The organism is Embleya sp. NPDC059213, assembly GCF_042754445.1.
Classification (GTDB): Bacteria; Actinomycetota; Actinomycetes; order Streptomycetales; family Streptomycetaceae; genus Embleya.
In genome coordinates this window covers 1-25,404 of sequence record NZ_JBHZAV010000040.1, presented here as the reverse complement: position 1 = coordinate 25,404, position 25,404 = coordinate 1, and the positions used below count along the sequence as shown (strand labels likewise).

The 25,404-nt window shown below is 71.7% G+C and carries 21 protein-coding genes; 6 read left to right on the top strand and 15 right to left on the bottom strand.

Annotation, left to right across the window (positions count from 1 at the left end):
* Nucleotides 1-16 precede the first annotated feature (16 nt).
* Entirely contained in the window at nt 17-994 is a 978-nt protein-coding gene (locus tag ACFXMF_RS17320; protein WP_379990535.1) for an NADPH:quinone reductase, read from the bottom strand.
* A gap of 354 nt (nt 995-1,348) precedes the next feature.
* Here ACFXMF_RS17320 and ACFXMF_RS17315 point away from each other — a divergent pair, with 354 nt between their 5' ends.
* A complete protein-coding gene (locus ACFXMF_RS17315; RefSeq protein WP_379990534.1) occupies nt 1,349-2,440 on the top strand; it encodes an AraC family transcriptional regulator ligand-binding domain-containing protein in 1,092 nt (363 codons plus the stop codon).
* 150 nt (nt 2,441-2,590) lie between these two features.
* On the opposite strand, the gene uxaC is transcribed toward ACFXMF_RS17315, so the two are convergent.
* From uxaC to ACFXMF_RS17290, 5 genes are all read right to left on the bottom strand, one after another.
* Nucleotides 2,591-3,994, bottom strand: a complete 1,404-nt coding sequence (uxaC, locus tag ACFXMF_RS17310; RefSeq protein ID WP_360309905.1) for a glucuronate isomerase — start codon at nt 3,992-3,994, stop codon at nt 2,591-2,593.
* Between the two features lie 169 nt (nt 3,995-4,163).
* Nucleotides 4,164-4,859 (bottom strand): nickel pincer cofactor biosynthesis protein LarB, encoded by a 696-nt coding sequence (larB, locus tag ACFXMF_RS17305; protein WP_379990533.1) that lies wholly within the window; start codon nt 4,857-4,859, stop codon nt 4,164-4,166.
* Nucleotides 4,852-5,697 carry an ATP-dependent sacrificial sulfur transferase LarE gene (gene larE / locus ACFXMF_RS17300; protein ID WP_379990532.1) on the bottom strand — a complete coding sequence of 282 codons (846 nt, stop codon included), beginning with the start codon at nt 5,695-5,697 and terminating at the stop codon, nt 4,852-4,854. The genes larB and larE overlap by 8 nt, the downstream gene beginning before the upstream one ends.
* Before the next feature lie 133 nt (nt 5,698-5,830).
* Nucleotides 5,831-7,204 (bottom strand): mannitol dehydrogenase family protein, encoded by a 1,374-nt coding sequence (locus ACFXMF_RS17295; protein ID WP_360309899.1) that lies wholly within the window; start codon nt 7,202-7,204, stop codon nt 5,831-5,833.
* Nucleotides 7,201-7,386, bottom strand: coding sequence for a hypothetical protein (locus tag ACFXMF_RS17290; RefSeq protein WP_379990531.1), 186 nt, complete (start codon nt 7,384-7,386; stop codon nt 7,201-7,203). Before ACFXMF_RS17290 ends, ACFXMF_RS17295 begins: the two co-directional genes overlap by 4 nt.
* Before the next feature lie 99 nt (nt 7,387-7,485).
* Between ACFXMF_RS17290 and ACFXMF_RS17285 the strand changes: the two genes are divergently transcribed.
* The 3 genes from ACFXMF_RS17285 (at nt 7,486) to ACFXMF_RS17275 (ending at nt 11,192) form a co-directional block, all read left to right on the top strand.
* On the top strand, nt 7,486-8,715 hold the full coding sequence (locus ACFXMF_RS17285) for a lactate racemase domain-containing protein (protein ID WP_360309895.1): 1,230 nt from the start codon (nt 7,486-7,488) through the stop codon (nt 8,713-8,715).
* Nucleotides 8,712-9,947 carry a nickel pincer cofactor biosynthesis protein LarC gene (gene larC / locus ACFXMF_RS17280; protein WP_379990530.1) on the top strand — a complete coding sequence of 412 codons (1,236 nt, stop codon included), beginning with the start codon at nt 8,712-8,714 and terminating at the stop codon, nt 9,945-9,947. Before ACFXMF_RS17285 ends, larC begins: the two co-directional genes overlap by 4 nt.
* A 204-nt stretch (nt 9,948-10,151) precedes the next feature.
* Nucleotides 10,152-11,192, top strand: coding sequence for a LacI family DNA-binding transcriptional regulator (locus ACFXMF_RS17275; protein WP_379990529.1), 1,041 nt, complete (start codon nt 10,152-10,154; stop codon nt 11,190-11,192).
* 88 nt (nt 11,193-11,280) lie between these two features.
* Here the strand turns inward: ACFXMF_RS17275 and ACFXMF_RS17270 are convergent, their stop codons facing one another.
* The 8 genes from ACFXMF_RS17270 to ACFXMF_RS17235 form a co-directional block, all read right to left on the bottom strand.
* Entirely contained in the window at nt 11,281-11,913 is a 633-nt protein-coding gene (locus ACFXMF_RS17270) for an SGNH/GDSL hydrolase family protein (protein ID WP_360309889.1), read from the bottom strand.
* Between the two features lie 99 nt (nt 11,914-12,012).
* A complete protein-coding gene (locus tag ACFXMF_RS17265) occupies nt 12,013-12,831 on the bottom strand; it encodes a TIM barrel protein (RefSeq protein WP_360309887.1) in 819 nt (272 codons plus the stop codon).
* A gap of 150 nt (nt 12,832-12,981) precedes the next feature.
* Entirely contained in the window at nt 12,982-14,409 is a 1,428-nt protein-coding gene (locus ACFXMF_RS17260; protein ID WP_360309885.1) for a polysaccharide lyase 6 family protein, read from the bottom strand.
* Between the two features lie 34 nt (nt 14,410-14,443).
* Entirely contained in the window at nt 14,444-15,877 is a 1,434-nt protein-coding gene (locus ACFXMF_RS17255; protein WP_379992051.1) for a chondroitinase-B domain-containing protein, read from the bottom strand.
* Between the two features lie 51 nt (nt 15,878-15,928).
* A complete protein-coding gene (locus ACFXMF_RS17250) occupies nt 15,929-17,305 on the bottom strand; it encodes an alpha-L-fucosidase (protein WP_379992052.1) in 1,377 nt (458 codons plus the stop codon).
* Nucleotides 17,306-17,426: 121 nt separating this feature from the next.
* A complete protein-coding gene (locus ACFXMF_RS17245; protein ID WP_360309879.1) occupies nt 17,427-18,296 on the bottom strand; it encodes a carbohydrate ABC transporter permease in 870 nt (289 codons plus the stop codon).
* A complete protein-coding gene (locus ACFXMF_RS17240; RefSeq protein WP_360309877.1) occupies nt 18,293-19,264 on the bottom strand; it encodes a sugar ABC transporter permease in 972 nt (323 codons plus the stop codon). Before ACFXMF_RS17240 ends, ACFXMF_RS17245 begins: the two co-directional genes overlap by 4 nt.
* A complete protein-coding gene (locus ACFXMF_RS17235; RefSeq protein ID WP_379992053.1) occupies nt 19,261-20,589 on the bottom strand; it encodes an extracellular solute-binding protein in 1,329 nt (442 codons plus the stop codon). Before ACFXMF_RS17235 ends, ACFXMF_RS17240 begins: the two co-directional genes overlap by 4 nt.
* Before the next feature lie 474 nt (nt 20,590-21,063).
* Between ACFXMF_RS17235 and ACFXMF_RS17230 the strand changes: the two genes are divergently transcribed.
* Nucleotides 21,064-22,074 (top strand): hydroxyacid dehydrogenase, encoded by a 1,011-nt coding sequence (locus ACFXMF_RS17230; protein WP_360309873.1) that lies wholly within the window; start codon nt 21,064-21,066, stop codon nt 22,072-22,074.
* Here the strand turns inward: ACFXMF_RS17230 and ACFXMF_RS17225 are convergent.
* Nucleotides 22,013-23,332 (bottom strand): hypothetical protein, encoded by a 1,320-nt coding sequence (locus tag ACFXMF_RS17225; RefSeq protein WP_380020676.1) that lies wholly within the window; start codon nt 23,330-23,332, stop codon nt 22,013-22,015. The genes ACFXMF_RS17230 and ACFXMF_RS17225 overlap by 62 nt on opposite strands.
* Before the next feature lie 749 nt (nt 23,333-24,081).
* Here ACFXMF_RS17225 and ACFXMF_RS17220 point away from each other — a divergent pair.
* Nucleotides 24,082-25,329 carry a sensor histidine kinase gene (locus tag ACFXMF_RS17220; RefSeq protein WP_379992776.1) on the top strand — a complete coding sequence of 416 codons (1,248 nt, stop codon included), beginning with the start codon at nt 24,082-24,084 and terminating at the stop codon, nt 25,327-25,329.
* Nucleotides 25,330-25,404: the final 75 nt, after the last annotated feature.

The window sequence follows — 25,404 nt, the reverse complement described above, 5'->3', positions numbered from 1 at the left end:
CCAGGGGTCCGGGCGTCTACGGTGTGACGACGACCCGGCCTCGGGTGGCGGGGTGTTCGACGGCCTCGTGGGCCCGGACTATGTCGTCGAGGGCAAAGCGCCGGACATCGGGGAAGCACAGGTCGCCCGCGCACAGTGCGGCGGTGAGGTCCATCGCGGCGGCGTGGTTGGCGTGGTCCGGGAAGTCGTCGTTGCCCAAGAAGTGCACGGTGACGTTCTTGACCGCGAGCAACTGGAACGGCACCGGGGCCGGGCTGCCGCCGCTCGCGTAGGCCGCGATGGTCCCGCCGTACGCGAGAGTCTCCGACCAGGTCGCCAGGTTGTCGGTGAACGCGCAATCGGCGACCCGATGGACGCCGTCGGGCGCCAACTCCAGGATGCGCCGGGCGACCTGACCGGACGTCAGGTCGACGGCGTGATGCGCCCCCGCCGCCAACGCCCGGGCGACCTGGGCGCCCTGTCGCACCGCCGCGACCACCGTGGCCCCCGCGCGCCGGCCCACCGCCAGGGAACAGCGGCCGACCGCCCCCAGCGCACCGGTGACCACGACCGTCTGCCCGGCCACCGTCCCGTCGCCGAGGATCGCCCGGTGACCCGTGATACCCGGCCTGCCCAAGCCCGCCGCCTGGTCGAACGGGATCCCCGCCGGCAGCGCAACGGCCTGCGGGTCGGGCACCACGGTGTACTCGGCGGCGGTGCCGAACGGCCGGTAGGACTGCGCGAGGTAGACCCAGACGCGCTCCCCGAGCCGCCGTGCGTCGACACCCCGCCCCACCGCGTCGATCACTCCCGCGCCGTCGTCATGGGGGACGACCCGGGGAAACCTCATGACCGATTCCGGCGTCCCCTGCCGCTTGCGGGTGTCGCACCGATGGACGGCCGAGACGGCGACCCGGACCCGGACCTCGCCCGGCGCGGGAAACGGTGTCGGCAACTCGCCGAGGGTCAGCACGTCGCGGGCCGGACCGTGGCGCTCGTACCAGGCCGCTCGCACGACGGCTCACCACACGCCGACCGCGCGGTGCGGGTCGGCGGGCGAGGCCGACGGCCGCGTCGAATCCCGCGACGCGCCGCACGGGCTTTCGGAGAGCGCGAGGAACTTCGCAACGCTCGTGGTGAGGACTTGCACAGCAGGTTCCGTTTCACTCGGGAAGGTACGCGGCACGCCCCGTCGAGCGGCACCGCTCGGGGCCGTTCGCGGTGCGCCGCGGCTCGTTCTGTGACTCTTCGACCGTAGGGTCGCCACCCCGACCGAACGAGGGACCCGACCCGCCACCGAAGGGACGGCGGATGCCAACGAAGCCGCCGGCATCGACGCGGCGCCGATCCTGATCTAGCCTCGGACACTGTGCTCAACGGAACCGTCTCCGCCCGCATGGGGCGCTTCATGGTCGACGCCGCGCGCCAGGCAGGGATGGATCCGGCCAGGCTGGTACGGCTACCCGACGTCGGCGACGCCGTCCTGGCCGACGAGTTCGCCCGGGTGTCCACACCCACCGCGCTCCTGCTGTGGGAGCAGATCATCCTCGGACGGCCCGCGGTACACGCCGGCCTGCACGCCGTGCAACTGGCGTCGATGGGCACCTTCGGCGTGTGGGACTACCTGTTCACATCCGGCGAGACACTCGCGGAATCACTGCGCACCGGCTGCGGCTACGTCACGGTCATCGGGGATCCGGGCGCGGAGAAGCTGCATGTGAGCGACGACGGCCGCCTGTTCACCGTGACGCACTCCACCGGCCCCGCCGAACCCGATGTGGTCGCCGCCGTGGAGCAGTTCGTCCTGCCGTTGATAAGCCGCAGGGCGACCGAGGGGCTGCGGCGCCCGGTCGTCCCGGTGCGAGTCGCCTTCCGCCACGGACCGCCGCACACGCTCGGGCCGCTGACCGAGTTCCTGGGTACCCGGAACATCGAGTTCGGCGCCCCGGTCAACTCGATGACCTACCTCGCCGAGGACGCGCACGCCCCGATGCCGCGAACCCAGCCGGGCCTGCAGGACGTCCTACGCAGCCACGCGGAACTGACCATCGCATCCGCCAAGCCGGTCCTGGGCTGGCACGGAGCCTTCCGCACCACGCTCCGCGCGACCTTCCACGACCCCGACCTCTCCCTGGCCTCGGTCGCCCGGCGGATGGCACTGAGCCCGCGGACGCTGCAACGCCGGCTGGGCGAACTCGGCACCACGTGGCGCGACGAAGTGGAAGGGGTGCGCGAGGAACTGGCCATGGACCTCATCCGCGACAGCGATGTCCCCATGCGCACCATCGCGGCCCGCGCGCGCTTCAGCGACGCGCGGGCCCTGCGCCGCGCCGTGCACCGCTGGCACGGCACCACCCCGGGCGACCTGCGGCGGCGTCACGAACACCCGGCGCCCCAGGGTCGCGAGGAGCAATCCCCGGAACCGCCGACCGACCCGCCCACGCCCGGCGCACACGGGTAATCCGGTCCCGGCCCGCGCCGGCGGCAGGGGCAAGCGCGACCCGACCGACGAAGTCGCCTCTCGTCGGCCCCTGTCGCCTTGCACGAGCGGTCCCGGGTGGAGCACACCAATCGGCGCCGGACGCCCGTCGAAGTGCGAATCAGGCGGTGATCACAGCTTGAACGCCTTTCGCGGGTTGACCGTGACCAGATCCACCGCCGTCTCCAGCGCCTCGTCCTCGTCGAGTCGGTGCTCGGTGACCAGTTCGGCCAGATAGCCGCAGTCCAGCCGCCGTGACATGTCGTGTCGGGCGGGGATGGAGCAGAAGGCCCGGGTGTCGTCGACGAAGCCGGACGTCCGGGAGAATCCCGCCGTCTCGGTGACCGCGCGGCGGAACCGGCGGATGGCGTCGGGGGCGTCGAGGAACCACCACGGGGCGCCCGCGTAGACCGAGGGGTAGAACCCGGCCAACGGAGCGATCTCCCTGGTGAAGACGGTCTCGTCGAGGGTGAACAGGATCAGGTGGAATCCTTCGGCGGTTCCGTACCTCTGCAGGAGCGGACGCAGGGCGTCGGTGAACTCGGCGCGCAGCGGGATGTCGTGGCCGGTGTCGGCGCCGAACCGGTGGTGGGTGGGCGCGTGATGGTTGCGGCGCACGGACGGGTGCAGGGTCATCACGAGACCGTCGTCGCAGGACATGCGGGCCATCTCCAGCAGCATGTGCCGACGGAAGGCGACGCCCTCGGCTTCGCTCGCCGTGCCCCGCAGGGCGGCCCGGTGAATGCGGACGGCCTCGCCGTGGGTCAGCGGTTCGGTGCCCACGTCCGGGTGGCTGTGGTCGGCGGAGGTGGCGCCGTGCGCGATGAAGTGGCGTCGTCGGTCCTCCAACGCCCGGATGTAGCCGTCGTAGTCCGAGGTGTCGACGTCCGCGGCCTCGCCCAGGCGCGTCACGGCCTCGCCCCAGCCCGGACCGGGTTCCAGGTAGCGGTCGGGTCGGAAGGTGGGGAGGACCCGCGCCGTCCACTCGGGGTCGGCGGCCAGTGCCCGGTGGGCGGCCAGATCGTCCGCGGGGTCGTCGGTGGTGGCCAGCACCTCGATGCCGAAGCGGCGGAACAGTGCCCGCGGGCGGAAGGCCGGATCGGTCAGCCGCTCGGCGATCGCGTCGTAGATCCGGTCGGCCGTGGCCGCGGCGGGCCGCTCGGTCACGCCGAAGATCTCGACGAGTTCCGCCTCCATCCAGTAGCGGACCGGGGTCCCTCGGAAGACGGTCCAGTGCGCACACATCGCGCGCCACGCCCGGCGGGCCTGCTGTTCGGTCAGTGGCCCCTGGCCTACTCCGAGTTCGTCCAGCGGGACACCGCAGGCGTGCAGCAGGCGGGTGACGTAGTGGTCGGCGGAGATCAGCAGGCTCGCCGGATCACCGAACGGCTTGTCGTCGACCAGCAACCGAGGATCCACGTGACCGTGCGGCGACAGGATCGGCAAGTCGCGGACCGCTTCGTAGAGACGGCGGGCGACGGCGCGTGCTTGTGCGTCGACGGGCAGGAGCCGGTCGGGATGGAGTGAGGAGGGCATGCTCCGAATGGTTGTCCGCGGCCGGCGGCCACGGCAATCGGTTGTCATGTGTTGCCACGAGCGCTTGCCTGCGGGGGTGGGCACCGGCACCGATCGGCAAGGCCCGTCGACGACTTGGGCCCTGCGGGCGGCTCCTCGAAACCGCCGCGGACCGACCGCGGGGCGGAGCTCATTCCCCGCCGGCCGACCCCCACGACGCGGCGCCGGCCGTCGGGGGTGCCGCGATCTGCGCGGCGAGGTGCCCGGCCCCGAAGCCGTTGTCGATGTTGACGACCGCGACCCCGGGGCTGCACGCGTTGAGCATCGACAACAGGGGGGCCAGGCCGCCGAAAGCCGCTCCGTAGCCGACGGAGGTCGGCACCGCGACGACCGGCGCGGCGACCAGCCCCGCCACCACGCTGGGCAGCGCGCCGTCCATGCCCGCGGCAACCACGACGACCCGGGCGGAACGCAGCAGGTCGAGCATGCCGATCACGCGGTGCAGTCCGGCGACGCCCACGTCCACGGCCAGCTCGCAGCGCCGTCCCAGATAGCGGGCGGTCAACTCGGCCTCCAGCGCCACCGGGAGGTCGGAGGTGCCCGCCGCCAACACGACCACGAGACCTCCCTCCGGAGCGGGCGGTTCGGGCGGCCACACCAACAACCGGGCTTCCGACTCGTGACGGGCGTCGGGCAGTTCGGCGAGGACGGCCCGCGCGTGCTCGGGACCGGCCCGGGTGAACAACGCCACCGCCCGGCCGCGTTCGCGCAGTTCGGCGGCGATCGCACCGACCTGGTCCGGAGTCTTCCCCTCGCAGAAGATCGCCTCCGGATACCCTCTGCGGTCGATCCGTTCGTGGTCGAGACGGGCGAACGATTCAGCCATGGCGAACTCCGATCAGGGAAAGCGTGAAGGCACCCGATTGCATGCCCGCGAGATCGACGGCGACCATCCGGAACCCCGCGGCACGAACCACCGCCAGAGCCGCCTCGCGCAGGTCGCCCGCGAGCGCCGCGATCTCGGCGACGGGCACCTCGATCCGTGCGACCTCGCCGTGGTGGCGCACCCGGCAGTCGCTGAAGCCCAGCTCCCGCAGGCCCCGTTCCGCCGCCTCCACCTGGCTCAGCTTCTCCGGCGTGACCTCGCTGAAGTGCGGAATCCGCGAGGCCAGACAGGGCGCGGCCGGTTTGTCCGCGCACGGCAGGTCCAACGCGGCGGCGATCCGGCGGACCGCCGCCTTGTCCAGGCCCGCGTCGGCGAGCGGGCGCAACACCCGGTGACGCATCGCGGCCCTGCCGCCGGGACGGTCCGCTCGCACCACGTCGTCGGCGTTCTCCCCGTAGGCGACGGCCGTCAGGCCGTGCGCCCGGACCACCTCCGCGGAAATGCGGGCGAACAACTCGTCCTTGCAGTGGAAACACCGGTCGACGCCGTTGGCCCGGTAGGCCGGCAGGTCGCCCTCGTGGGTGACGACCTCGACCACCCGCGCACCGATCTTCGCGGCGACCCGCAGCGCCGCCGTGCGCTCGTCGGCGGCGAGGCTGGGCGAGACGCCGAGCACCGCGAGCACGCGGTCGGCGCCCAGCGCTCGCACGGCCAGGGCCAACAACACGGAGGAGTCCACTCCCCCGGAGAAGGCCACACCGAGCCGGCCGGGCGTGTGCAGCAGTGTTCCGACGCGGTCGGCGGCCTCGCCGTCGGGGTCGGACAATCCCGGGATCATGACGTGCTTCTCCTGTTCGAGATCGGCTCGACGGTTCGCGGCCCTCGGGTGCGCTCCGGCGGATCCGCAGCGCGTGAGCGGCCGACGCGCGCCGCCGGTCGCGGGTGCGGACACCCTTCGTGTCGCCGCGCGGTCAGGTGAGTTCCCAGGCGCGGGCGGCAAGTGCCTCGACCAGTTCGGTGTCTTCGGCGAGGACGGGATCGAGGAAGGCCAGCACGGCGTGCGCGGAGTCGGACGGTGATGCGTTGAGGACCGGGGCGGCGGCGTCTCGTACCGGGATCCCGTTGCTGCCGAGCAGGTGCAGCATCCACGCGGCGACGATGCGGAGCGCGCCGGGCGGCATCGCCCCGGCCGTCCGCTCGGCGTAGAGCGTCGGCAGGACACGCACCGGGATCTTCTGGGCCCCGTCCTCGGCGATCTTGGCAAGGGTGTGCCGGATGCGCGGGTTCGCGAAGCGGGCCGTCAGCGCGTCCCGGTAGCCGGCCAGCGCGGTTTCCGGGAAGTCCAGGTGGGTCGAGGCCTCGTGCCACCATTCGCGCACCCAGACCCGGCAGACCGGATCGGCCACGGCCTCGGCGACGGTGGCGTGCCCGCGGAACGGCGCCGCGTACGCCAGCAGCGAGTGGGCACCGTTGAGCAGCGACAGTTTGCGTTCCTCGTACGGCGTGACGTCGGCGACGAAGCGGGCACCGGCGTCCTCCCAGCGGGGCCGCCCGGCGGGGAACTCACCGCTGAGCACCCACTCGGTGAACGGCTCGGTGACGACCGGGACTTCGTCCCGGCGTCCGGTCGCGTCGCGGACGGCGCTCACGTCGTCCGCAGTGGACCACGGGGTGATCCGGTCGACCATGGTGCCGACGTACGAGGCGTGCGCGGCCGCCTCGCGCCATTCGGGACGCCCGATCGCGTCCGCCAGTTCGCCGACCACCCGTGCGGTGACCTCGCCGTTTCCCGGCAGGTTGTCGCACGGCACGACCGCCACGGGGTCGCCGCCCGCGCGCCGTCTGGCGGCCAGCCCGGCCAGCAGCCGCGCGGCGACCGTCGCCACCGGGGCCTGCGGATCGGCGCGGAGTGCGGCGATATCGGCACTCACGTCGGTGCGTCGGGTGTCCAGGCCGCCCCCGGGCGCGCGGGTGTACGCCGCCTCGGTGACCGTCAGGGTGACCACCGCGAGTTCCCGCCGCCGCCAGTGGCTCAGCCACGCGGCGTGGTCGCCGCCGGCGTGCGCCGAGGTGAGCGAACCGACCACCTCGAAGCGGTCGCGGTCGGGCGCACGGGTGGCCAACGTGTAGAGCCCGTCCTGGGCGGTCAGCCGCTCGGCGATCGCGGTGCTGCGCCCGGTGAACGCCGCGATCCCCCACCGGTCGGCGTCGCCGGCGTGCTCGGTGTACCAGGCCTGATGGGCCCGGAAGAAGCCGCCCAGGCCGAGGTGGAGCATGCGTACCGGCGCGGCGGGGCGTGCGTCGAGCGCGCGGGACAGGGGCCGGGTCGCGGGTTGGGCGGTCACAGTTCGATGGCCTTTCGCGGGTTGACGTTCACCGGTTTCGCCACCGCCGCGAATGCCTCGTCCCGGTCGGGCCGGTGCGGTGACGGGGTCGGCAGGTCGCGCACCGTCTCGTACCGGTGCCGGGTGAGAGCTCGCACCCCGGGGTCGACGGGAAGCAGTCGGTCGGGGTGGAGGCTTGGCATGACGGCATGTTCGCTGCCGCCCGCCCGGCGCGGCAACCGGTTGCCATGTGTTGCCGTGGGCACTTGCACCAGGTCGCGGGCCATGGTCCTCTGGCCGCCATGACAGCACAGATCGGCGGGCCGGGCGCCGTCCTCCCCGAGGCCCGGGTGCGAGCCTTCGTCGCCGAACAACTGGCCGGCGAGGATCTCGACGGCCGGAGCGTATGCCTGGTGGTACCCGACGGCACCCGCAGTTGCCCGCTTCCGCTGCTGCTCGCTGCGGTGCACGAGGCGCTGTACGGCCGGGTCTCCCGGTTGACGGTGCTGGTCGCGCTGGGTACGCACGCGCCGATGGGCGAGGCCGAATTGGCCGCCCATGTCCCGCCGCTGCCGGGCATGACCGTCCTCAACCACGAGTGGTGGGAGCCGTCGACGTTCGCCTCGGTCGGCACGATCGGCGCCGAGCGGGTGGCCGAGTTGTCCGGCGGGCTGCTGCGCCAGGAGGTCGACGTGCGCCTCAACCGGGCCGTCGTGGAGCACGACGTGGCCCTGGTCGTCGGTCCGGTCTTCCCTCACGAAGTGGTCGGTTTCTCCGGCGGTGACAAGTACTTCTTCCCCGGCGTCGCGGGCGCCGACATCATCGACCTGTCGCACTGGCTCGGCGCCCTGATCACCAGCGCGGAGATCATCGGAACGCGCGGCATCACCCCGGTCCGCGCACTGATCCACGAGGCGGCCGCGCTGATCCCGACCCGCAGGCGCGCGCTGTGCGTGGTGGTCGAATCCGGTACCGGGGCGCTGCACTCGATGGCGTACGGGACCCCGGAGGCGGCCTGGTCGGCGGCGGCCGACGTGTCCGCGCAGGTCCACGTCCGCTACCTGGACGCCCCCGTGCGGCGGGTGGTGTCCGTGATCCCGGAGAAGTACGAGGACATCTGGACCGCGGCGAAAGGCTTCTACAAGCTCGAACCGGTCGTCGCGGACGGCGGCGAGGTCATCCTGTACGCCCCGCACGTGCGGACCATCTCCGCGATGCACCCGGAGATCGAGGAGATCGGCTACCACTGCCGCGACTACTTCACCAAGCAGTGGGACCGCTTCGAGCACCTGCACTGGGGTGTCCTGGCGCACTCCACACACCTGCGCGGCGCGGGCACGTACGACGAAGAGCGCGGCGAGCACTGCCGGTTGACCGTCACCCTCGCGACCGGCATTCCCGAGCACGTCGTCCGGGGGGCGAACCTCGGCCATCTGGACCCCGCCGCGGTGGACTTCGCGGCGCTCGCCGCCGACCCGGACACGCTCGTCGTGCCGCAAGCCGGCGAGGTCCTGCATCGGTTGCGCCCATGAGGGCCGCGTGGGTGGACGCGTCCGCCGGCATCGCCGGCGACATGCTGCTCGCCGCCCTCGTCGACGGCGGGGCCGCCTTGGGCACCGTACGTGCCGCGGTGGAGGCCGTGGTTCCCGGCGAGGTGCGCCTCGACCGGACACAGGTCACCCGCGCCGGTATGCGCGCGACCCGCATCCACGTGACGCCGAGCGACGACGACCACGCCCACCGAACGTGGCGTGAGGTGCGCCGCCTCATCGAAGCGGCGGCGCTGGCCGATCCGGTCCGCGCGTCGGCACTCGCCGTCTTCGGCCGTCTCGCCGTCGCCGAGGCACACGTGCACGGCACCGGAACGGACGAGGTGCACTTCCACGAGGTAGGCGCCTGGGACTCCATCGCCGACGTCGTCGGCGTCTGTGCCGCGCTGCACGACCTCGCCGTCACCGAGCTGACGGCGGGTCCCGCGGCGTTGGGCTTCGGCCGCGTCACCACCGCCCACGGCGAACTTCCCGTCCCCGCCCCCGCGGTGGCCGAACTCGCCGCCGAGTGGCAGGTGTTCGCGGGCGGGGAGGGCGAACTCGCCACCCCCACCGGGATGGCGCTGCTCACCACCCTGGCCCGCGAGTGCGCCCCCCTGCCACCCCTGCGTCTGGAGCGCACCGGCATCGGGGCCGGCAGCCGCGACACCCCCGGACGCCCCAACGTCACCCGGGTCTTCCTCGGCACCCCGGCTCCGGCCACACCCCTGGACTCCGCCTTCGACGCCTGCGAAGCCGTCGTCCTGGAAACCAACATCGACGACCTGGACCCGCGCGCATGGCCCAGCGTGCTGGCATCCCTCATGGAGGCCGGCGCCTCGGACGCGTGGCTGACCCCGATCCTGATGAAGAAGGGCCGCCCCGCGCACACGCTCTCCGTCCTGTGCCCACCGCAGGACGCCCAACCGCTGCGTGACGCCGTCTTCCGCCTCACCACCACCCTGGGCGTGCGCGAACGGCCGGTCCGCAAAACCGAACTTCAGCGAGGCTGGACCCTCGTGGACGTCCTCGGCAGCCGCCTCCCGGTCAAGGTGGGCCACCGCGGCGGCAGAATCCTCCAGGCGACGCCCGAGTTCGGCCCCGCCGCCGCCCTCGCCGCCCGCCTCGGCCTGCCCGTCCACGTCGTCCTGGCCGCCGCCGGCACCGCCGCCCACCAGGCCGGCCTGACCTCCAGCGCCCCCACCCCGCGAGCGCTCACCCCCGAACCCGCCTGAATCCGCGGCGTCGCCACCGGCACCGGTCCCATCCGCCGGCGAGGGGAGCGCCGTTCGGGTCGCCGGCCGACCGCGCGGGGGTGACGGCGTCGAAACGGAGTACAGTGCGCTCCTTCCCATCCCATGGGCGGCCATGGCGTCGTCCGACCACGGGCGTCGCCGCCCGGACCTGTGGCTTTCCCACGAGAACGGAAGTGAGATCCGGTGAGCGAGCGTGACGGCGCACCGACCGGCGGAAGCAAGGCACCGACGATCTACGACGTCGCCCGGGCCGCAGGTGTGGCCGCGTCCACCGTGTCCCGGGCGTTCGCCAGGCCGGGCCGGGTCAACGCGGCGACCGCCGAACGCATCCGGCGGGTGGCCGCGGAGCTCGGCTACCGCGTCAATCCGTTGGCGTCGGGATTGCCCACCGGCCGCACCTCGATGCTCGCGTTGGTGGTCTCCGACGTGACCAACCCGTTCTACGCCGAGATCATCCGGGGCGCCGAGTCCGCCGCCGCCGAGTCCGGCTTCGTCCTCCTGCTGATCGACGCCCAGGAAAACGATCGGGTGGAACGCGCCAGTCTGGAAAGGGCGTTGCCCGCCGTCGAGGGACTCGTACTGGCGGGTACCCGACTGTCGGACTCGGCCATCCGGATGACCGCCAAGCAGCGGCCGGTCGTCGTCCTCAACCGGGACGTCGCCGACGTCCCCAGCATCACCCTCGACAACCCGCACGGCATGCTCGTGACCGCGGAACATCTGGCGCGGTTGGGCCATCGCACGGTGGCCTACGTGGCCGGTCCGGAGGCCTCGTGGGCGGACGGGATGCGCCTGCGGAGCCTGCGCGAGGCGGCGGCCGGGCTGGACATGCGGGTGCAGCGCGTGGGCCCGTTCGCGCCGACGGTCGCAGGCGGTCGCGAAGCCGCCGAGGCGCTCCGCGAGGACCTGCCGACCGCCGTCGTGGCCTACAACGACCAACTGGCGATCGGGACCATGCTCGCCCTCCAGGCGCGCGGCGTCCGAGTTCCCGAGGACGTCAGCATGGTCGGCTTCGACGACATCTTCCCGACCCGCATCGTCAGGCCCGGGCTGACCACCGTCGCCGCCCCGCTGCGCGCCCAGGGACGGGCTGCCGTCGACGCGTTGTCGTCCTCGCGCGGCAACCCGGCACCGCGCACCGGCAAGCCGATGACCCTGCCGGTGAGGCTGGTCGTCCGCGACTCGACGGCACCGGCCCGGCGCACCCGGCTTGCGAACCCGTAGCTCGTAAAGCGTACGCGGTCGCGGACTTCGTCGACCCGCGCTCTCCCCGGCGCCCCGCGTGGCCTCGATCGCGGCGGCGTCCGCGCCGTCACACGGTGGGCGCGACCTCGGCGAGCCAGGCGTCGGCGATCAGCCGATGCCCCGGCGGGCTCGGGTGGACGCCGTCCGGGGCCAGCTCCCCCGGCTCCCGGTCCTGCGCCGCGCGGGGCAGCAGGAGATCGGCGCGAACCACCTGGGCGCCGTTGCGCGCCGCCGCCCGCAGGACGGCGTCGGTACGCGGCGACAGGTCCTCGAACCAGCGTTCCTGGTCCGGCCCGACCGGAAGCAGGAACGGGGTGACGACGACCAGCCGTGCGGACGACTTCTGCGCCGTGGCCGCGAGCAGGCGGTCGAGGCACGCCTCGAACTCGTCGACCGGGCTGAGCAGGTTTCGGTCGTAGCGGCGCCAGGTGTCGTTGATGCCGATCTTGACCGTGACGACAGCGGGCCGGTGGTCCAGGACGTCGGTACCCCAGCGGGCTTCGAGGTCGTACACGCGGTGGCCGTTGATCCCCCGGTTGACGACGCGGGGGCCGGCTCCGTCGTGCGCCCGCTCGCGCAGGGTCCGCGCGATCTCGTGCACGTATCCGTTGCCGAGCGACGCGGGATCCGCACGGTCGCGGCCGGCGTCGGTGATCGAGTCGCCGATGAACAGGAGCGTGTCGTCGTCCTTGAGCTGCATGCCTGCCGTCCTGGCGTGGGTGGGTGGGTCGGTCGGCGGGACATCTCGTGACCCGCCGGATCACCGTCGCATACGTCGAATAGGTCGAATCGAGGAGGCTTACCCCGCCGCGTGCCGCAGGGTCTCGACCTCGCGCGCCAACACCGCGGGGTCGTCGCCGGGGACGAACTCCAGGAGCGCCTGGAGACCCCGGCCCGCCAACAGGCCGAGGGCCGCGACCCACAGGTCCCGGCGGTCCGCCAGCGGCAGCCGGTTGTTGCCCGGCCACCACGAGAAGGCATGCACGGCGGTGACCCGGTCACCGAGTTCGACGAGCCCGGCCAGCGCCTGCTCGTCGGGGGTGTCCTGCGGCGGCTGCCAGTACGTGCGGACGTTGTCCGCGCCCACCTCGTCCAGCAGCCGGACGGTCGAGGCGACGGTGTCGGTGAGTGTGCCGCCGTGGAACTCCGGTGCGAGCTCCAGGCCGTGGTCCGCGGCGATCCGGGCCGCCTCCCGCAGGCAGCGCACGGTCTCGCGCCGCTCGTCGGGCAGGGCGGACCCCGATCCGGTGCCACCCGCCCAGACCCGTACCCGGGGTGCCCCGAGCAGCACGGCGGCCCGGGCGACGGCCGGGAAACCGGCCGACTCGGCGGGCGTGGCGCGAAAATACGAACCGTACGAGCAACAGACCAGCCCGTGGGAGTCGGAGACCTCGCGGACCGCGCGGACCGTATCCGGCTCCCCCGCGGGGGCGTGCACGTCCGCGCCCCACTCGATCACCTCCAGGCCCGCGTCGGCCGCGCGTCGCGCGACCTCGGCGGCGGGCAGCCGGCGAAAGGTGACCGAGCACATGCCCAAACGGGTCCGCCCGGTGTCCGGCTCGGACGACGGGCGGAGCCGCGGGAGGTCCGCCGCGCTCCGTCGGGTCTCTTCGGTCATGGCCCTGCCTTCGCGGTCGGCGTCTGCGGGTGGTCCGCGGAGTCCGAAGCGGTCCGGCCCGGACAGGGCCGGGCGGACCGCTTCGGATGCACCGACGGATTCGGGTGAAGGGAGCGCTCAGGCGTGCGGCGCCCCGTCACCGGTGGGCGATCAGGGAGCGTTCGGGCCCACGTCCGCGGCGGTGAGGGGGTGCCGGAGTGCGGGCGTTGTCGCGTACTCGTCGGCACCGATGTCCCGTACGCTGCCGCGCGGGTCCCCGTCGATGTCGTCGGCCAGGGCCAGGCCGCCGAGCGTGGCCGCGCCGATCGCCGGGCTGCCCGCCGTCAGCCGCAGGACACCATCCGTGCCCTGCGCGAGCCGAGGGTCGGCCCGGACGAAGCTTCCGGCGGGGATGTTGCCGTTGCCGGCCGCCCCCCACAGCAGGTTGCTCTGCCAGGTGAAGGCGGTGGTGGCGCCCATGGCGACGAGGCTGCCGGAGTCGCCGACCAGCAGGTTGTCCGCGATGGTCACGTTCCGCGGCTCGAACGCCCGCGTCTCGCCCGACAACATGCCGGTGTTGTTGATCAGGGAGTTGTGCGCGATCACCACGCGGTCGCAGGCGTCGTTGCCCCGCCGCTGGGTCTCCGTCTCACTCGGGGTGTGGTCACGGGTGCTGCCGCTGCCGACCACCAGGGCCCGGCCGGACAGCCCGCTGAGGTAGTTGTTGACGATCACGTGGTCGTTGCCGTAGATCCGCACCCCGTCGGTGCCGCCGATCAGGTAATTGCCCTCCACCGTCGAACCGTTGCCGTGCCGCAGCACGATGCCGCCGCGGCTGTCGCGGATGGTGTTGTACCGCACGGTGTTGCCCGAGGACTTCACCGAGATGGCCTCGGGGTCGCCGTCGCAGCGCTCGAACAGGTTGTACTCCACATGGCCGCCGGCGTCGGCCAGGGCACGGCCGCTGACGCCGAAGCGGATGGGCTCGCCGCCGTTGTCCCCGGTGAAGCTGTGGTCGGAGAAGTGGTTGCGGAAGATCTGCACGTTCTGGGCCATCTCGGTCTTGCCGGGACCGTCGACGACGATGAAGATGCCCGCGGTGGTCTTGTCGTGGAAATGGTTCCGGTCGATCTTCGTGTCGTTCGCCCGTACGACGACCCAGTACGGATCGCCGCTGTCCGCGTGTTGGAAGTCGTTGCGGGTCAGCCGGATCGCCGAGCAGTCCGTCGGAAGCTCGAGCGTGGTGCTCTGCCGGAAGGCGAAGCCGCTGATCACGATGTTGCTCGAATTGGCGAGCACGAAGCCGCGCGCGCCCCGCAGCACCGCGCCGCCGCGGGTCTTGGACACGATGGTGATCGGCGCGGCGCTCGTGCCGTTCTTGCCGGAGATGTTGATCGCGCCGCCCGACGGGACCGTGTAGGTGCCGTCGGCGACGACGATCCGGTCACCGGGTGCGGCGGCGTTGATCGCGCTCTGGAGCGCCGCGAGGGAGGAGACCGGGATGTCGGCCGCCGATGCGCTGCCCGACAGCGAGGTGGTCAGGGGTACCGCGGCAAGTGCGGCCACGGCCGAGCTCTTGAGGAACGTGCGTCGTTGCATGGTGCCTCCTGGGTCGAAACGGGCGAGTGTGCGCTCAGTCGGCCCGGGGACCGACGTCGGCCGCGGTCAGGGGTCCGCGCCTCGGCGGCCGGCGGGAGTATTCGTCCGCGCCCACGTCCGGGGTCCTGCTGCGGGGCTGTCCGTCGATGTCGTGCGTGATGCGCGGGCGGCGCGGCGTGCCGGCGTCGATCGCCGGGCTGCCGGCGGCCGGGCGGGCGATGCCGTACGCGTCCTTCACCAGCTTCGGGTCGACCCGAGTGCCGCCGCCGGCGGGGATGTTGCCGTCCGCGGCGGCCCCCCACAGGAGATTGCCCGACCAGGTGAAGCGCACGGTGTTCGCCATCGCGACCAGTTCGCCCGAGTCCGCGACCAGCAGGTTGTCGGCGACGGTGACGTCGCGCGGCTCGTGCGGACGGTGGCTCTCCCCGGAGAGCGTGCCGCCGTTGTTCAGCAGGGTGTTGTGCGCGATGAGGATCCGGTCGGGGGCGTCGTTGCCGCGGCGCGCCTCGGGTGTCTCGCCGGGGAGGTGATCGCGCTCCGAACCGCTGCCGATCACCAGGGCACGTCCGGCCAGGCCGGCGAGGTAATTGTTGACGATCACATGGTCGTTGCCATAGATCCGCACGCCTTCGGTACCGTCGATGAGGTGGTTGGCCTCCACCCGGTTGCCGTTGCCGTGCCGCAGGACGATCCCGCCGAAACTGTTGCGGATCGTGTTGTATCGGATGGTGTTGTCCGAGCTCTTCACCGAGATCGCCTCGGGATCCCCGTTGGCCCGCTCGAACAGGTTGTACTCCACGACCGCGTGGGCGCTGGACAGCGCCCGGGGGCTGACGCCGAGCCGGATGGGTTCGCCGCCGTTGGAGCCGGTGAAGGTGTGGTCGGAGAAGTGGTTGCGGTACACGTGGACGCGCTGGGCCATCTCCTCGGTGCCCGCGCCCTCGATGCCGAGGTAGATGCCCAGGGTGCTCTTGCCGTGGAAGTGGTTGTGGTCGACCGTGCTGTCGTCCGCGCGCACCATCAGCCAGTGCACGCCTTCGATGTCGGCCAGTTGGAAGTCGTTGCGGGTGAGCCTGATGTGCGAGCAGTCCGGCGGGATGTCCAGGGTGTTGCGCTGCCGGAAGGAGAAGCCGCTCAGGGTGATGTGGGCGGACGCTTCGAAAACGAAGCCGTGTTCGCCTTCCAGGACCACGCCGCCCTGCGTCCGGGCGACGATGGTGATGGGCGCGTATCTGCTGCCCTGCTTGTTCCGAATGGTGAGCGGGCGGTCCGCCGGGACGGTGTAGGTCCCGTCGGCCACGACGATCCGGTCGCCGGGTCGGGCCCGGTCGATCGCGGCCTGCAGCTCGTCCAGCGTGCGGACGGCCTTCGGGGCCGCGCTCGCGCTCGCGGCCGGCAGTCCGCCGACGGGGGCGGCGGCCAGCGCCACCCCTGCCGCGGTACCCGTGAGGAACGTGCGGCGTTGCATGGTGCCTCCGTGAGGATGTGGTGGAGGTACGGACGGTGTTCCGGCCTGCGATCAGCCGGCGGTCGAGGTGGCGCGGGGGGTGTCCCCGGCGTCCTGGGTCGCCCGGGTGTCCAGGAACAGTTCGATGACGGGTACGGGGGTGTCGGGGCGCCTGACCGGAAGCTGGAGCGTGAGCGTTCCGGCGGGCTGGCCGCCCATCTCGGTGTTGACCGCGGGCCGGTCCGGGTCGATGTGGACCGGGATGATCTCGGACGCGTCGTTGAGCAGTTGGGCGTAGCGCACCCGGCCGGCCAGGCCCGGCAGGTGCAGGTGGCGCAGCGGCCAGGCGAACAGGTGGACGTAGAGCCGGTCGCCGCGCAGGGTGTACCGGCATTCGGCGGGGGCGGTGTACGAGGAGGGGCCGCAGCCGCGAATCGAGCGCTCGTGCAGGTGCATCCACCGGCCGATCTCGTCGAGGATCGCGGTGTCTCGCGGGTCGAGCGCGCCTCGGCCGGTGGGCCCCACGTTGAGCAGCAGATTGCCGCCCTTGGACACCCCGTCGACGAGCATCCGGATCAGCAGGTCGGGGCTCTTGTGGTCCAGGTTGTCCCGGTCGTAGCCCCAACTGCCGTTGAGCGTCTGGCAGGCTTCCCACCGCACGGGTTGCCCGTTCTCGGTCATCGGACCGGACGGCTGGTACTGCTCGGGGGTGACGAAGTCCCCGGGAAGGCCGGTGCGATCGTTGACGAGGACGTGCGGCTGCAATTCGCGAATCGTCCGCAGAAGTTGCGGGGAGTCCCAGTCGTCGGGCCCCTTGCCGCCCCACCAACTGCGTTCGGCGTACGAGAAGTCGAAGAACAGGTAGTCGATCCGTCCGAACGAGGTCAGCAGTTCACGGACCTGGCCGTCCATATAACGCTGGTACTCGCGGATGTCCCGCTCGGCGTTGGCTGCCTTGAACGCCTCGTCGTCGCGCTGCGGATGCACGCCGTCCACGGGGAAGGACGGATGGTGCCAGTCGATCAGCGAGTAGTAGAGACCGACCTTGAGCCCCTCGGCGCGGCACGCCTCGACGAACGGCCCCACCAGGTCCCGGCCGTGCGGGGTGTTGGTGACCTTGTACTCGGTCAGGGCGCTGTCCCACAGGCAGAAGCCGTCGTGGTGCTTGGTGGTGAGGACCACGTACCGCATGCCCGCCGCCTTGGCCGCCCTGGCCCACTGGGCGGGGTCGTAGCGGTCGGGGTCGAAGTGGTCGAAGTACACCTGGTACTGCTCGTCGGTCAGTCGTTCGTGGTTCTTGACCCACTCGTGCCGTGCGGCGAGGGAGTACAGACCCCAGTGCACGAACATGCCGAACCGGGCGGTGGTGAACCAGTTCGTCTCCGGGCCCGCCTCGGGATCCGAGGTCGCGGACGGATGCGCCTGCGGGGTGTCAGCGCTCGCGGTCATGGGGAATCGCTCTTTCTCGTCGGCGCCCGGCGGCTTTTCGGTGGCGCGTCGGGGCTGGTCGTACGGGACGGGGGCGGGCAGGGGCCGACGCGGGCCGCGAGACGGCGGGTCGGTCCGCGGGTCAGCCCTTGAGTGCCCCGGAGGACAGGCCGCTGACGAAGGACCGCTGGAAGAACAGGAAGACGATCACGGAGGGCAGCAGGGCCAGCAGGGAGGCCGCCATCACCACTCCGGGGGTCACGGCCGGGTCGATCCGCAGGGTCCGCAGCGCCAACGGCAGCGTGTACGAGGAGGAGTCGGTGGCGACGAGCAGGGGCAGCAGGTACTGGTCCCAGATCATGGTGAAGCCGAAGACCCCGATGACGCCGAGGGCGGGCTTGCACATCGGCAGAATGATCTGGGCGAAGATCCGCAGGTCTCCGGCGCCGTCGATGCGCGCGGCCTCTTCCAGTTCGCGCGGCACGTCCTTCATGAACTCGGTCATCACCAGGATCGAGAATCCCCAGGCGCCCAGCGGGACGATCATCCCGGCGAGGGTGCCGATGAGGTTGAAGTGCACGACCGGCAGATCGGCGAGAATGACGGACAGCGGCAGGGCCAGGATCTCCTCGGGCAACATCAGCGTCGCCAGGATGGCGACGAGCGCCAGCGTCATTCCCGGGAACACCTTCCGGGCCAGCGCGTAGCCGGCCAGGACGGAGACGGCCACCTGGAGCAGCAGCCCGAAGCCGACCACGAAGAACGAGTTCAGCAAGTACTTGAGTACCCCCTGGTCGATCGCGATCTCGAAGTTGTCCAACGTGAAGTCCGAGGGGATGATGCTCAGTTGCGTCGGGTCCTTGATGTGGCCGAAGGCACCGACGAGCAGGGCCAGCAGCGGACCCGCGAACATGGCCAGGACCAGGAGGTAGACGACGGCCTTCAGGATCCGTCCGCCGACGCTGCGGCTCTCGGTCAGGCCCAGCGCGGTCTCGGTCGACGACTCGCTCACTTGCTCTCCCTCCGCCGCAGCAGTTGGACGACGATGGTCAGGATCAGCGTCGCGACGAACAGCAGGACCGCTCCCGCCGCACCGACACCGAGCCGGTTCTGCTCGAGCCCGAGCTTGTAGATGAGGGTCATGACGACCTCGGTGGAGCCGTTGGGCCCCCCGTTGGTGAGCAGGAACACCTCGGTGAAGATCCGCAGTCCGCGAATCGCGGCGAGGATGAACAGGATCGAGAACACCGAACGCAGTCCGGGCACCGTCACGTACCACACCCGTTGCCACCGGGAGGCACCGTCGACCCTCGCCGCCTCGTACAGACCGCGGTCCACACTCGTCAGGCCGGCGAGGAAGATCATCATGTCGTAGGGCGCTCCCCGCCAGATGCCGGTGAGCATGATGGATCCCATCGAGGTGTCGGGGTCGTTGATGAACCCCGACGGCCCCAGTCCCGCCAGACCGAGAATGGAGTTGAGCATGCCGTCGCCGGTGGGGTGATACATGATCCGCCACAGTTCGGCGACGACCGCCATCGGCACCACCACCGGAAGGAACGCCGCGGAGCGCACGAATCCCAGTCGGCGGCTCTGCCCCTCCATCAGCAGGGCCAGGGCGAAGCCGAGCCCCATCGAGCCGGCAGTCTGTCCGGCGGCGAGGACGACCGTGTGCCACGCGGCCTCGCGGAATCCGGGGGACTGCAGCACCGTGCTGTAGTTCTCGGTGCCGACCCACCGGTTTCCCAGGTAGGGCTGAACCTCCTGGAAGGACATGGTCAGCGCGCTGGCCATGGGGATGAACTTGAAGTACAGGAAGAGGAGCAGCGCCGGGGCGAGGAACAGCCAAGGCGTCCACCACCGACCGGATCTGCGGCTGCGCGCCCGGCGACCGGCGGCCCCGCCGTCCCGGCGGCCCACTTTTCGCGGAGCGGGGCCGGCCGCCGGGAGGGCGGCCGGTTCCGCCTGGTCAAGGCTCATGACGCGGCGATCCCCTGCTCCTTGAGGATGTCGGCGAGCTGCTTGTCGAGCTCACGCAACTTGGCGTTGAGGTCGAGCCCGCAGTCCGCCACGAGCGCGTTCACCGCGTCCGCCGTCACCTGCCGCACCGGCGTCCAGTTCGGGATGGCGGGCGCGTATCGCCCGGAGTCCTGGTACGCCTGGGCGTAGGTCTTCCAGCGCGGGTCGGGGCGGATCTGGGAGATGTCCACGGCGGTGTTGACCGGGATTTGCACGGTGTAGCCGGTGGCGCCCTCCATCCCCTTCTTCTGGCCTTCGACGGAGACCGCGAAGCCGGCGAAGGCGTCCTGGCCGGCGCGGTTGTCGGAGCCGGCCATCAGGTAGACGGAGCTGCCCTCGGCGAGGACGGTGGCGTCCTTGGGTCCCTTGGGCATCGGCACGACCTCGTACTTGTCCGCGCCGAGGGACTTGTCGAAGCGGGGCAGCAGGTACGGGCCGACGACGTACATGCCGGCCTTGCCCGCCTCGAACGTCTCGTTCGTCGGCGGGGTGTCCATGGTCACGGCGCCGGGCTGGATGGCCTTGGCCTTGCACCCCAGGTCGCGGAACCACTGCATGGCCTGCACCGACGCCGGGGTGGTCATCGCCGGCTTGTACTTGCCCTTGCCGGTCTCGGCGATGAAGTCGCCGCCCGCGGCCCAGAGGAAGTTGGAGAAGTACCAGGAGGCGTAACCGCGCTTGGTGGACAGCGGTGCCGCGAGCCCGGCGGTGTTGTTCTTGCCGTCACCGTCGGGGTCCTGGGTGGTGAAGGCGGTGGCCATCGCGGCGAAGTCGTCCCAGGTCCGCGGGACGTCGAGCTTCAGCTTCTCGCGCCAGTCCTTGCGGATCAGCAGCGCGGACGCCTGCGCGGATATCGGGAGTCCGTACTGCTTGCCGTCCAGACTCTTCCCGGACGCCAGCCCCTGTTCGGCGATCTGCTTGCTGTCCTTGATCTTGCCGAGGTCGATCTCCCGGAGCAGACCCTGGCTGTGCATGGTGCCGATCTGCGTCACGTCGTTCATGACGATGTCGGGGAGCTTCTTCTGGGCGGCCCGCTGCTGCAGTTTGGTCTCGAAGTCGTCGAAGATGGCCGTGACCTCGACCTTGAAGCCCGTGGCCTGCTCGAAGGCGGCGGCGAGTTGCTGCGCGCCCTTCTCCCCCGGTCCGCCCGGTGTCGTCCTGGTCCAGAGCTCGAGGGGAGCCTTGGAGTTCTGCTTGGCATCCACTCCCGCAGGCCCGGATGTACAGCTGGTGAGGATCAGTGCCGAGGCGAGGGCCCCCGCACCGATCCATCGCGATCTCTGCATGACTACTCCTGTTTCAGCCGCATCACATGGCCTGGAAAGCGCTTGCACGGACGGTAACCGGGTCCGAATCAAGTGGTCAATAGTCCGATGAATACAAAGTTTCCGGCGACCGAACGAGAGTGCTCATCCGGGGCGCTCCGGCGCCCCCGGCGCGTGATTCGACGGACGAGACGGACGGCCTTATCCCTATAAATAGGCTCCTACTCGCGCAATTTGGGCATCGGCAGGAACGGGCATTCGGGCCGAGGTATGCCTCAGCCTCGACGACAGCCACCGAAACGGAGAAGATCGGGCATCCAAGGTCACGGTGACGACATTTCAATGATCCGATGTATGGTTCCTGCGAGCTACGGGCCGGACGGCGCACAGGCCACCGCGAGGTTCGGGCAAGCGCTTACCAGCACTTCCGAGCAGGGACCGCCGACCGTCCGGCCGCCGGTCCACCACCGAACAGGCCGAGGAGAGCAACCCGACATGAACGAACCGGCCACCGCACCGACAGCCCTGTTGGTCATGGAGGAGGAACGCCGGGACGACGTCTACCCGCCCGAAGTGCTGGCCGAGATCGGCCGGCTCGTGCAGTGGCAGGGCCCGCCCCGCACCCGGCAGGAGCTCGACGCGGACCCCGGTGTGCTGCGGACCGTCGACCTGCTGCTCACCGGCTGGGGCGCACCCGTCCTCGATGCCGCCCTCCTGGCACGTGCCCCTCGGCTGCGGGCCGTTCTCGTCGCGGCGGGATCCGTCCGGCACCTGACCACACCCGCCTTCTGGGATCGCGACATCCCGATCGTCTCCGCCGCCGCGGCCAATGCCGTGCCGGTGGCGGAGTTCACCCTCGCCCATGTCCTCCTCGGACTGAAACAGGCCCACCGCATCGAGCGGGAGGTGACGCAGAACCGCCGCTTCCCCACCCGTCCCGACGTCCCGGGCGCCTACCGGTCACGGGTGGGCCTGCTGGGACTCGGGCACATCGGTCGGCTGGTCGCCGCCCACCTCTCCCGCTTCGACGTCGAGGTCCTCGCCACGGATCCCGTCGCCTCCCCGGACACCGCCCGGCGCGCGGGAGTGCGACTGATCCCCGTCGAGGAACTCTTCGCCACCTGTCAGGTCGTCAGCCTCCACGCACCGCTGCTGCCCGAGACCCGCGGCTCGATCGGGGCGGAACTGCTCGACTCCATGGGGCCGGGAGCGACACTGATCAACACCGCGCGGGGTGCACTGATCGACGAGGTCGCCGCCGCGCGGGTCCTGCAGGCCAGGACCGACCTCACCGCCGTACTCGACGTAACGCACCCGGAACCCCCGGCCCATGACTCGCCACTGTTCACCCTTCCCAACGTCGTCCTGACACCGCACCTGGCCGGCGCCATGGGCGCCGAACGTCACCGGCTCGGACGGCTCGTGCTCGACGAACTTCGCCGCCTCACACAGAACCAGCCGCTCCGGCACGCCATCGACCCCGCCCGCGCCGCCTCGCTGGCCTGAGACCGCCAGGCACTGCCGACAAGGCTCCCTGCCTCGGGAACCTGCGATCGGGGACGTCACGCAAGATCATGCTGTACTGCAGGCCAGGGTCCGGGCAAGCAGGCCCGGCACCCGCTTCCGCCGGCTCACGGCAAGGGGCGGTACGGAAACGCAACGTGAGCGAAACGTCGACGAGGGCGGCCGGACCCGGCGGTTCGTCCGCACCCTCGGGGCCGGCCCCGCCCGCTCGGCGCGGCGGCCCGGTCACCCGCCGAATGGTGGTGCCGCGCAGTCCGCGGCACCACCATTCGCCTTTCGGGGCGCACCCCCCGTTCCGTATCGTCCGTCGCCACCCGGGTGGATCGTGGCCCGAACACCGGGTCCCCGACGGGAGCGCCGCGCCGGGTACGTTCAGCGAGCGGGTGAGCCGACCCACGTCCGTGTAGGCCCGCCCGTACGACGTGCCCGCCGGATGCAGGGTCAGGACCACCACGATCGACCGGTCCGCCGCCCCGACCGTGCCGGTGGTGTGCAGCGCCGGATGGGACAGGTCGACGCCGGCCGACGCCGGCACCGCACCGGTCGGCCCGCAACCGCCCGACGAGAAGCCCGACCAGCCCTGCTTGACCGCCCACGGACGGTCGAAGGCGGACGGGATACCGAAGTGCTGGTCGAAGGAGTCCGAGGCGCAGCGGGTCGACGCACGCAGGTCGCCCATCACCAGGTCGCGCACCGGCGCCGGTGCGGTTTCGAGCAGGTACCGGTAGATCCGGACCACGTCGGCGGCCGAATGCGCGGTGTAGCCCCAGTAGTTCGGATCGTCCGGCGGCGCGGTGTCGACCAGGCTCAGTCGGGTCACCATGCGGTCGACGACCGCGTCGGCCCCGGCCCGGGACCAGAAGTCCGAGGCCGCGGCGTCGTCACTGGAGCGCAACATACGGTCGAACGCCGGTCGATCGGCGGCTGGGATCCGGTATTCCGGCCCGAGACTCCACAGATAGTCGAGGGCGATCAGCAGCTTGACCACCGACGCCGAGCGGAATCGCTTGTTCGCGTCGAGCTGTTCGGTGAACACGCCGGTCCGCCGGTCGAACACCGCCACCCCCGCGGTCACTCCGGCGGGCACGTCGATCCGAGTCGGTCCCGTCCCGGCCGTCGCCCGCGCCGTCGTGGCCGCCGCCCCGGTCGCCCCGCTCGTGTCGAGAGAATGCCCGGCGGCCGGGGTCCCGTACCGGACTCCGGCCACGATCGCCGCGCACAGCACCAGTATCGCGATCATCCGGCCCGCCGCCCCGGAGGGCGACCTCGGCGCCCGGGAGACGGCGAATCCTGGGTGGGGCTGTCGGATCGGCAACTGTCGGTCCCACCGGTGCGAGGAGATGTCGGTGTCGGCCGACTCGTTCGGACCACCCGACCACGGCCGGCCGTGGTCGAGGATATAGCCGATCGATCGCGGATCGGGTCGGGTCGGGTCGGGTCGAGTCCGCCTGTCCGGCGAAAGGGCGCAGTCGTTCCAACACCTTGCCGGCGCCGATGGTGGCCGCGTGGGGGCGTGTCACACGCGCGCGGTTCGCACGGCGCGAGCAGGACGAGCAAGTACTCGGCGGTCGGATCGAGCGCGAACGCACTGGTCGTGGGCTCACCGCCGCGAGGTTGCGAATCCCGGTCCGGATAGGCGTGTTGGAGTGCGAAGACCTTGAAGGAGACTTCACCGTCGGCGACCGGGAGGAGCGGACGCGAGCACTCGAACGGCGCCGGCGTCCGGCGCCCCGCGCCCGACGTCGGCGCCCGCCCCCACTCCCGGGCGCAACACGGCGGGCCTGCCCGACACTTCCCCGCCGGCCCCCCTCCACATCCGGTAACCGCACGATCACCGCTTCCATCCACGCGCCCCCGTTACCCTTGACGTGCGAGCACGGCCCCGGGCGGCGCGCGGCGACGAGGGCATGGCAGCCGGCACCAGGGGATTCGTGGACGGCGGTGGACGGAAGGCGCGCGACCGTACGCGTGGTGCGTAGGTTGTCGACCATGACGCATGACACGATGGTGCCGGGACCGGCGCAGTTCGGTGCGCGGCGATGGTGGTTGCCATCCGCGGTGGCCGACGAACTCGATTCCGATGTCGGGAGGCACACCCGATCCCGCCGCACGACCCGGGACTGGATTGTCGACGTCTGCTGTTTCCTGGCGGCCGTCGCCGTCGGCGTCGCCGCTGTCGCCTCCTTGGACGAGCAGTCGGATCTGCCTCGCGCCCTCGTCTTCGCCGATCTGGCGCTGGGCGTCGTGGCGTGCGGCGCGGTCTGGCTGCGCCGCCGGTGGCCGCTGGGACTGGCCGCGGTCCTGATCCCCGTCGGTCTGATCTCCACGGCTTCCGGCGGCGCCGGCCTCGTTGCCCTGTTCACCCTCACGGTGCACCGGCCCTTCCGGTACGTGGCCTGGGTGGGCGGCCTGCAACTCGCGCTGATCCCGGTGTTCTACGGACTGCGCCCGGACCCCGAGATGTCCTACCTCGGCGTCGTGGTGTTCGCCGTGCTGCTGACCCTGTCCGTCATCGGCTGGGGCATGTTCGTACGCGCCAAGCGCCAGCTCATGCTCAGCCTGCGGGACCGGGCCCGCCGCGCCGAGGCGGAGGCGGAGCTGCGGGCCGAGCAGGCGCAGCGGCTGGCCCGCGAAGCCATCGCCCGCGAGATGCACGACGTCCTCGCGCATCGACTGACCCTGCTGAGTGTGCACGCCGGCGCGCTGGAGTTTCGGCCGGACGCGCCGCGCGAGCAGGTGGCGAGGGCGGCCGGCGTCATCCGGGAGAGCGCGCACGAGGCGTTGCAGGACCTTCGCGAGATCATCGGTGTGCTGCGCGCGGGCGATGCCGACGATCCCGGCCGCCCCCAGCCCACGCTCGCCGCGCTGGACGACCTGGTCGCCCAGTCGCACGACGCGGGCATGCAGGTCACCCTGGCGCGCCGGGTCACCGACACGTCGACCGTGTCCGCCTCGGTCGGTCGCACCGCCTACCGCATCGCCCAGGAGGCCCTGACCAACGCCCGCAAACACGCACCCGGGGCCCGGACCACGGTCACGGTCGCCGGCGCACCCGGCGAGGGCCTGACCGTGTCCGTGCGAAACTCGGCGCCGCCGGGCGAGGTCCCGCACGTGCCGGGCTCCGGCCAGGGCCTGATCGGCCTGACCGAACGCGCCACCCTGGCCGGCGGCAAGCTCGCCTGCGGCCCGACCCCGGACGGCGGCTTCGAGGTACGGGCCGAGCTGCCCTGGGGCTGAGCGCGCGCCCCGCCGGGCACGGATCGAGGCCGGCCCGGGGTATCGCCGAGGGCCCGCCCGGACCGCCGTCGCCCC

What these genes read in the sequence shown, in the direction of transcription:
- larB (WP_379990533.1), bottom strand. Translation starts at nt 4,859, where the DNA reads ATGGCTGAATCGTTCGCCCGTCTCGACCACGAACGGATCGACCGCAGA.
- ACFXMF_RS17265 (WP_360309887.1), bottom strand. Translation starts at nt 12,831, where the DNA reads ATGACCGAAGAGACCCGACGGAGCGCGGCGGACCTCCCGCGGCTCCGC.
- ACFXMF_RS17290 (WP_379990531.1), bottom strand. Translation starts at nt 7,386, where the DNA reads ATGCCAAGCCTCCACCCCGACCGACTGCTTCCCGTCGACCCCGGGGTG.
- ACFXMF_RS17235 (WP_379992053.1), bottom strand. Translation starts at nt 20,589, where the DNA reads ATGCAGAGATCGCGATGGATCGGTGCGGGGGCCCTCGCCTCGGCACTG.
- larC (WP_379990530.1), top strand. Translation starts at nt 8,712, where the DNA reads ATGAGGGCCGCGTGGGTGGACGCGTCCGCCGGCATCGCCGGCGACATG.
- ACFXMF_RS17230 (WP_360309873.1), top strand. Translation starts at nt 21,064, where the DNA reads ATGAACGAACCGGCCACCGCACCGACAGCCCTGTTGGTCATGGAGGAG.
- ACFXMF_RS17260 (WP_360309885.1), bottom strand. Translation starts at nt 14,409, where the DNA reads ATGCAACGACGCACGTTCCTCAAGAGCTCGGCCGTGGCCGCACTTGCC.
- ACFXMF_RS17285 (WP_360309895.1), top strand. Translation starts at nt 7,486, where the DNA reads ATGACAGCACAGATCGGCGGGCCGGGCGCCGTCCTCCCCGAGGCCCGG.
- ACFXMF_RS17220 (WP_379992776.1), top strand. Translation starts at nt 24,082, where the DNA reads ATGACGCATGACACGATGGTGCCGGGACCGGCGCAGTTCGGTGCGCGG.
- uxaC (WP_360309905.1), bottom strand. Translation starts at nt 3,994, where the DNA reads ATGCCCTCCTCACTCCATCCCGACCGGCTCCTGCCCGTCGACGCACAA.
- larE (WP_379990532.1), bottom strand. Translation starts at nt 5,697, where the DNA reads ATGATCCCGGGATTGTCCGACCCCGACGGCGAGGCCGCCGACCGCGTC.
- ACFXMF_RS17255 (WP_379992051.1), bottom strand. Translation starts at nt 15,877, where the DNA reads ATGCAACGCCGCACGTTCCTCACGGGTACCGCGGCAGGGGTGGCGCTG.
- ACFXMF_RS17225 (WP_380020676.1), bottom strand. Translation starts at nt 23,332, where the DNA reads ATGATCGCGATACTGGTGCTGTGCGCGGCGATCGTGGCCGGAGTCCGG.
- ACFXMF_RS17240 (WP_360309877.1), bottom strand. Translation starts at nt 19,264, where the DNA reads ATGAGCCTTGACCAGGCGGAACCGGCCGCCCTCCCGGCGGCCGGCCCC.
- ACFXMF_RS17250 (WP_379992052.1), bottom strand. Translation starts at nt 17,305, where the DNA reads ATGACCGCGAGCGCTGACACCCCGCAGGCGCATCCGTCCGCGACCTCG.
- ACFXMF_RS17270 (WP_360309889.1), bottom strand. Translation starts at nt 11,913, where the DNA reads ATGCAGCTCAAGGACGACGACACGCTCCTGTTCATCGGCGACTCGATC.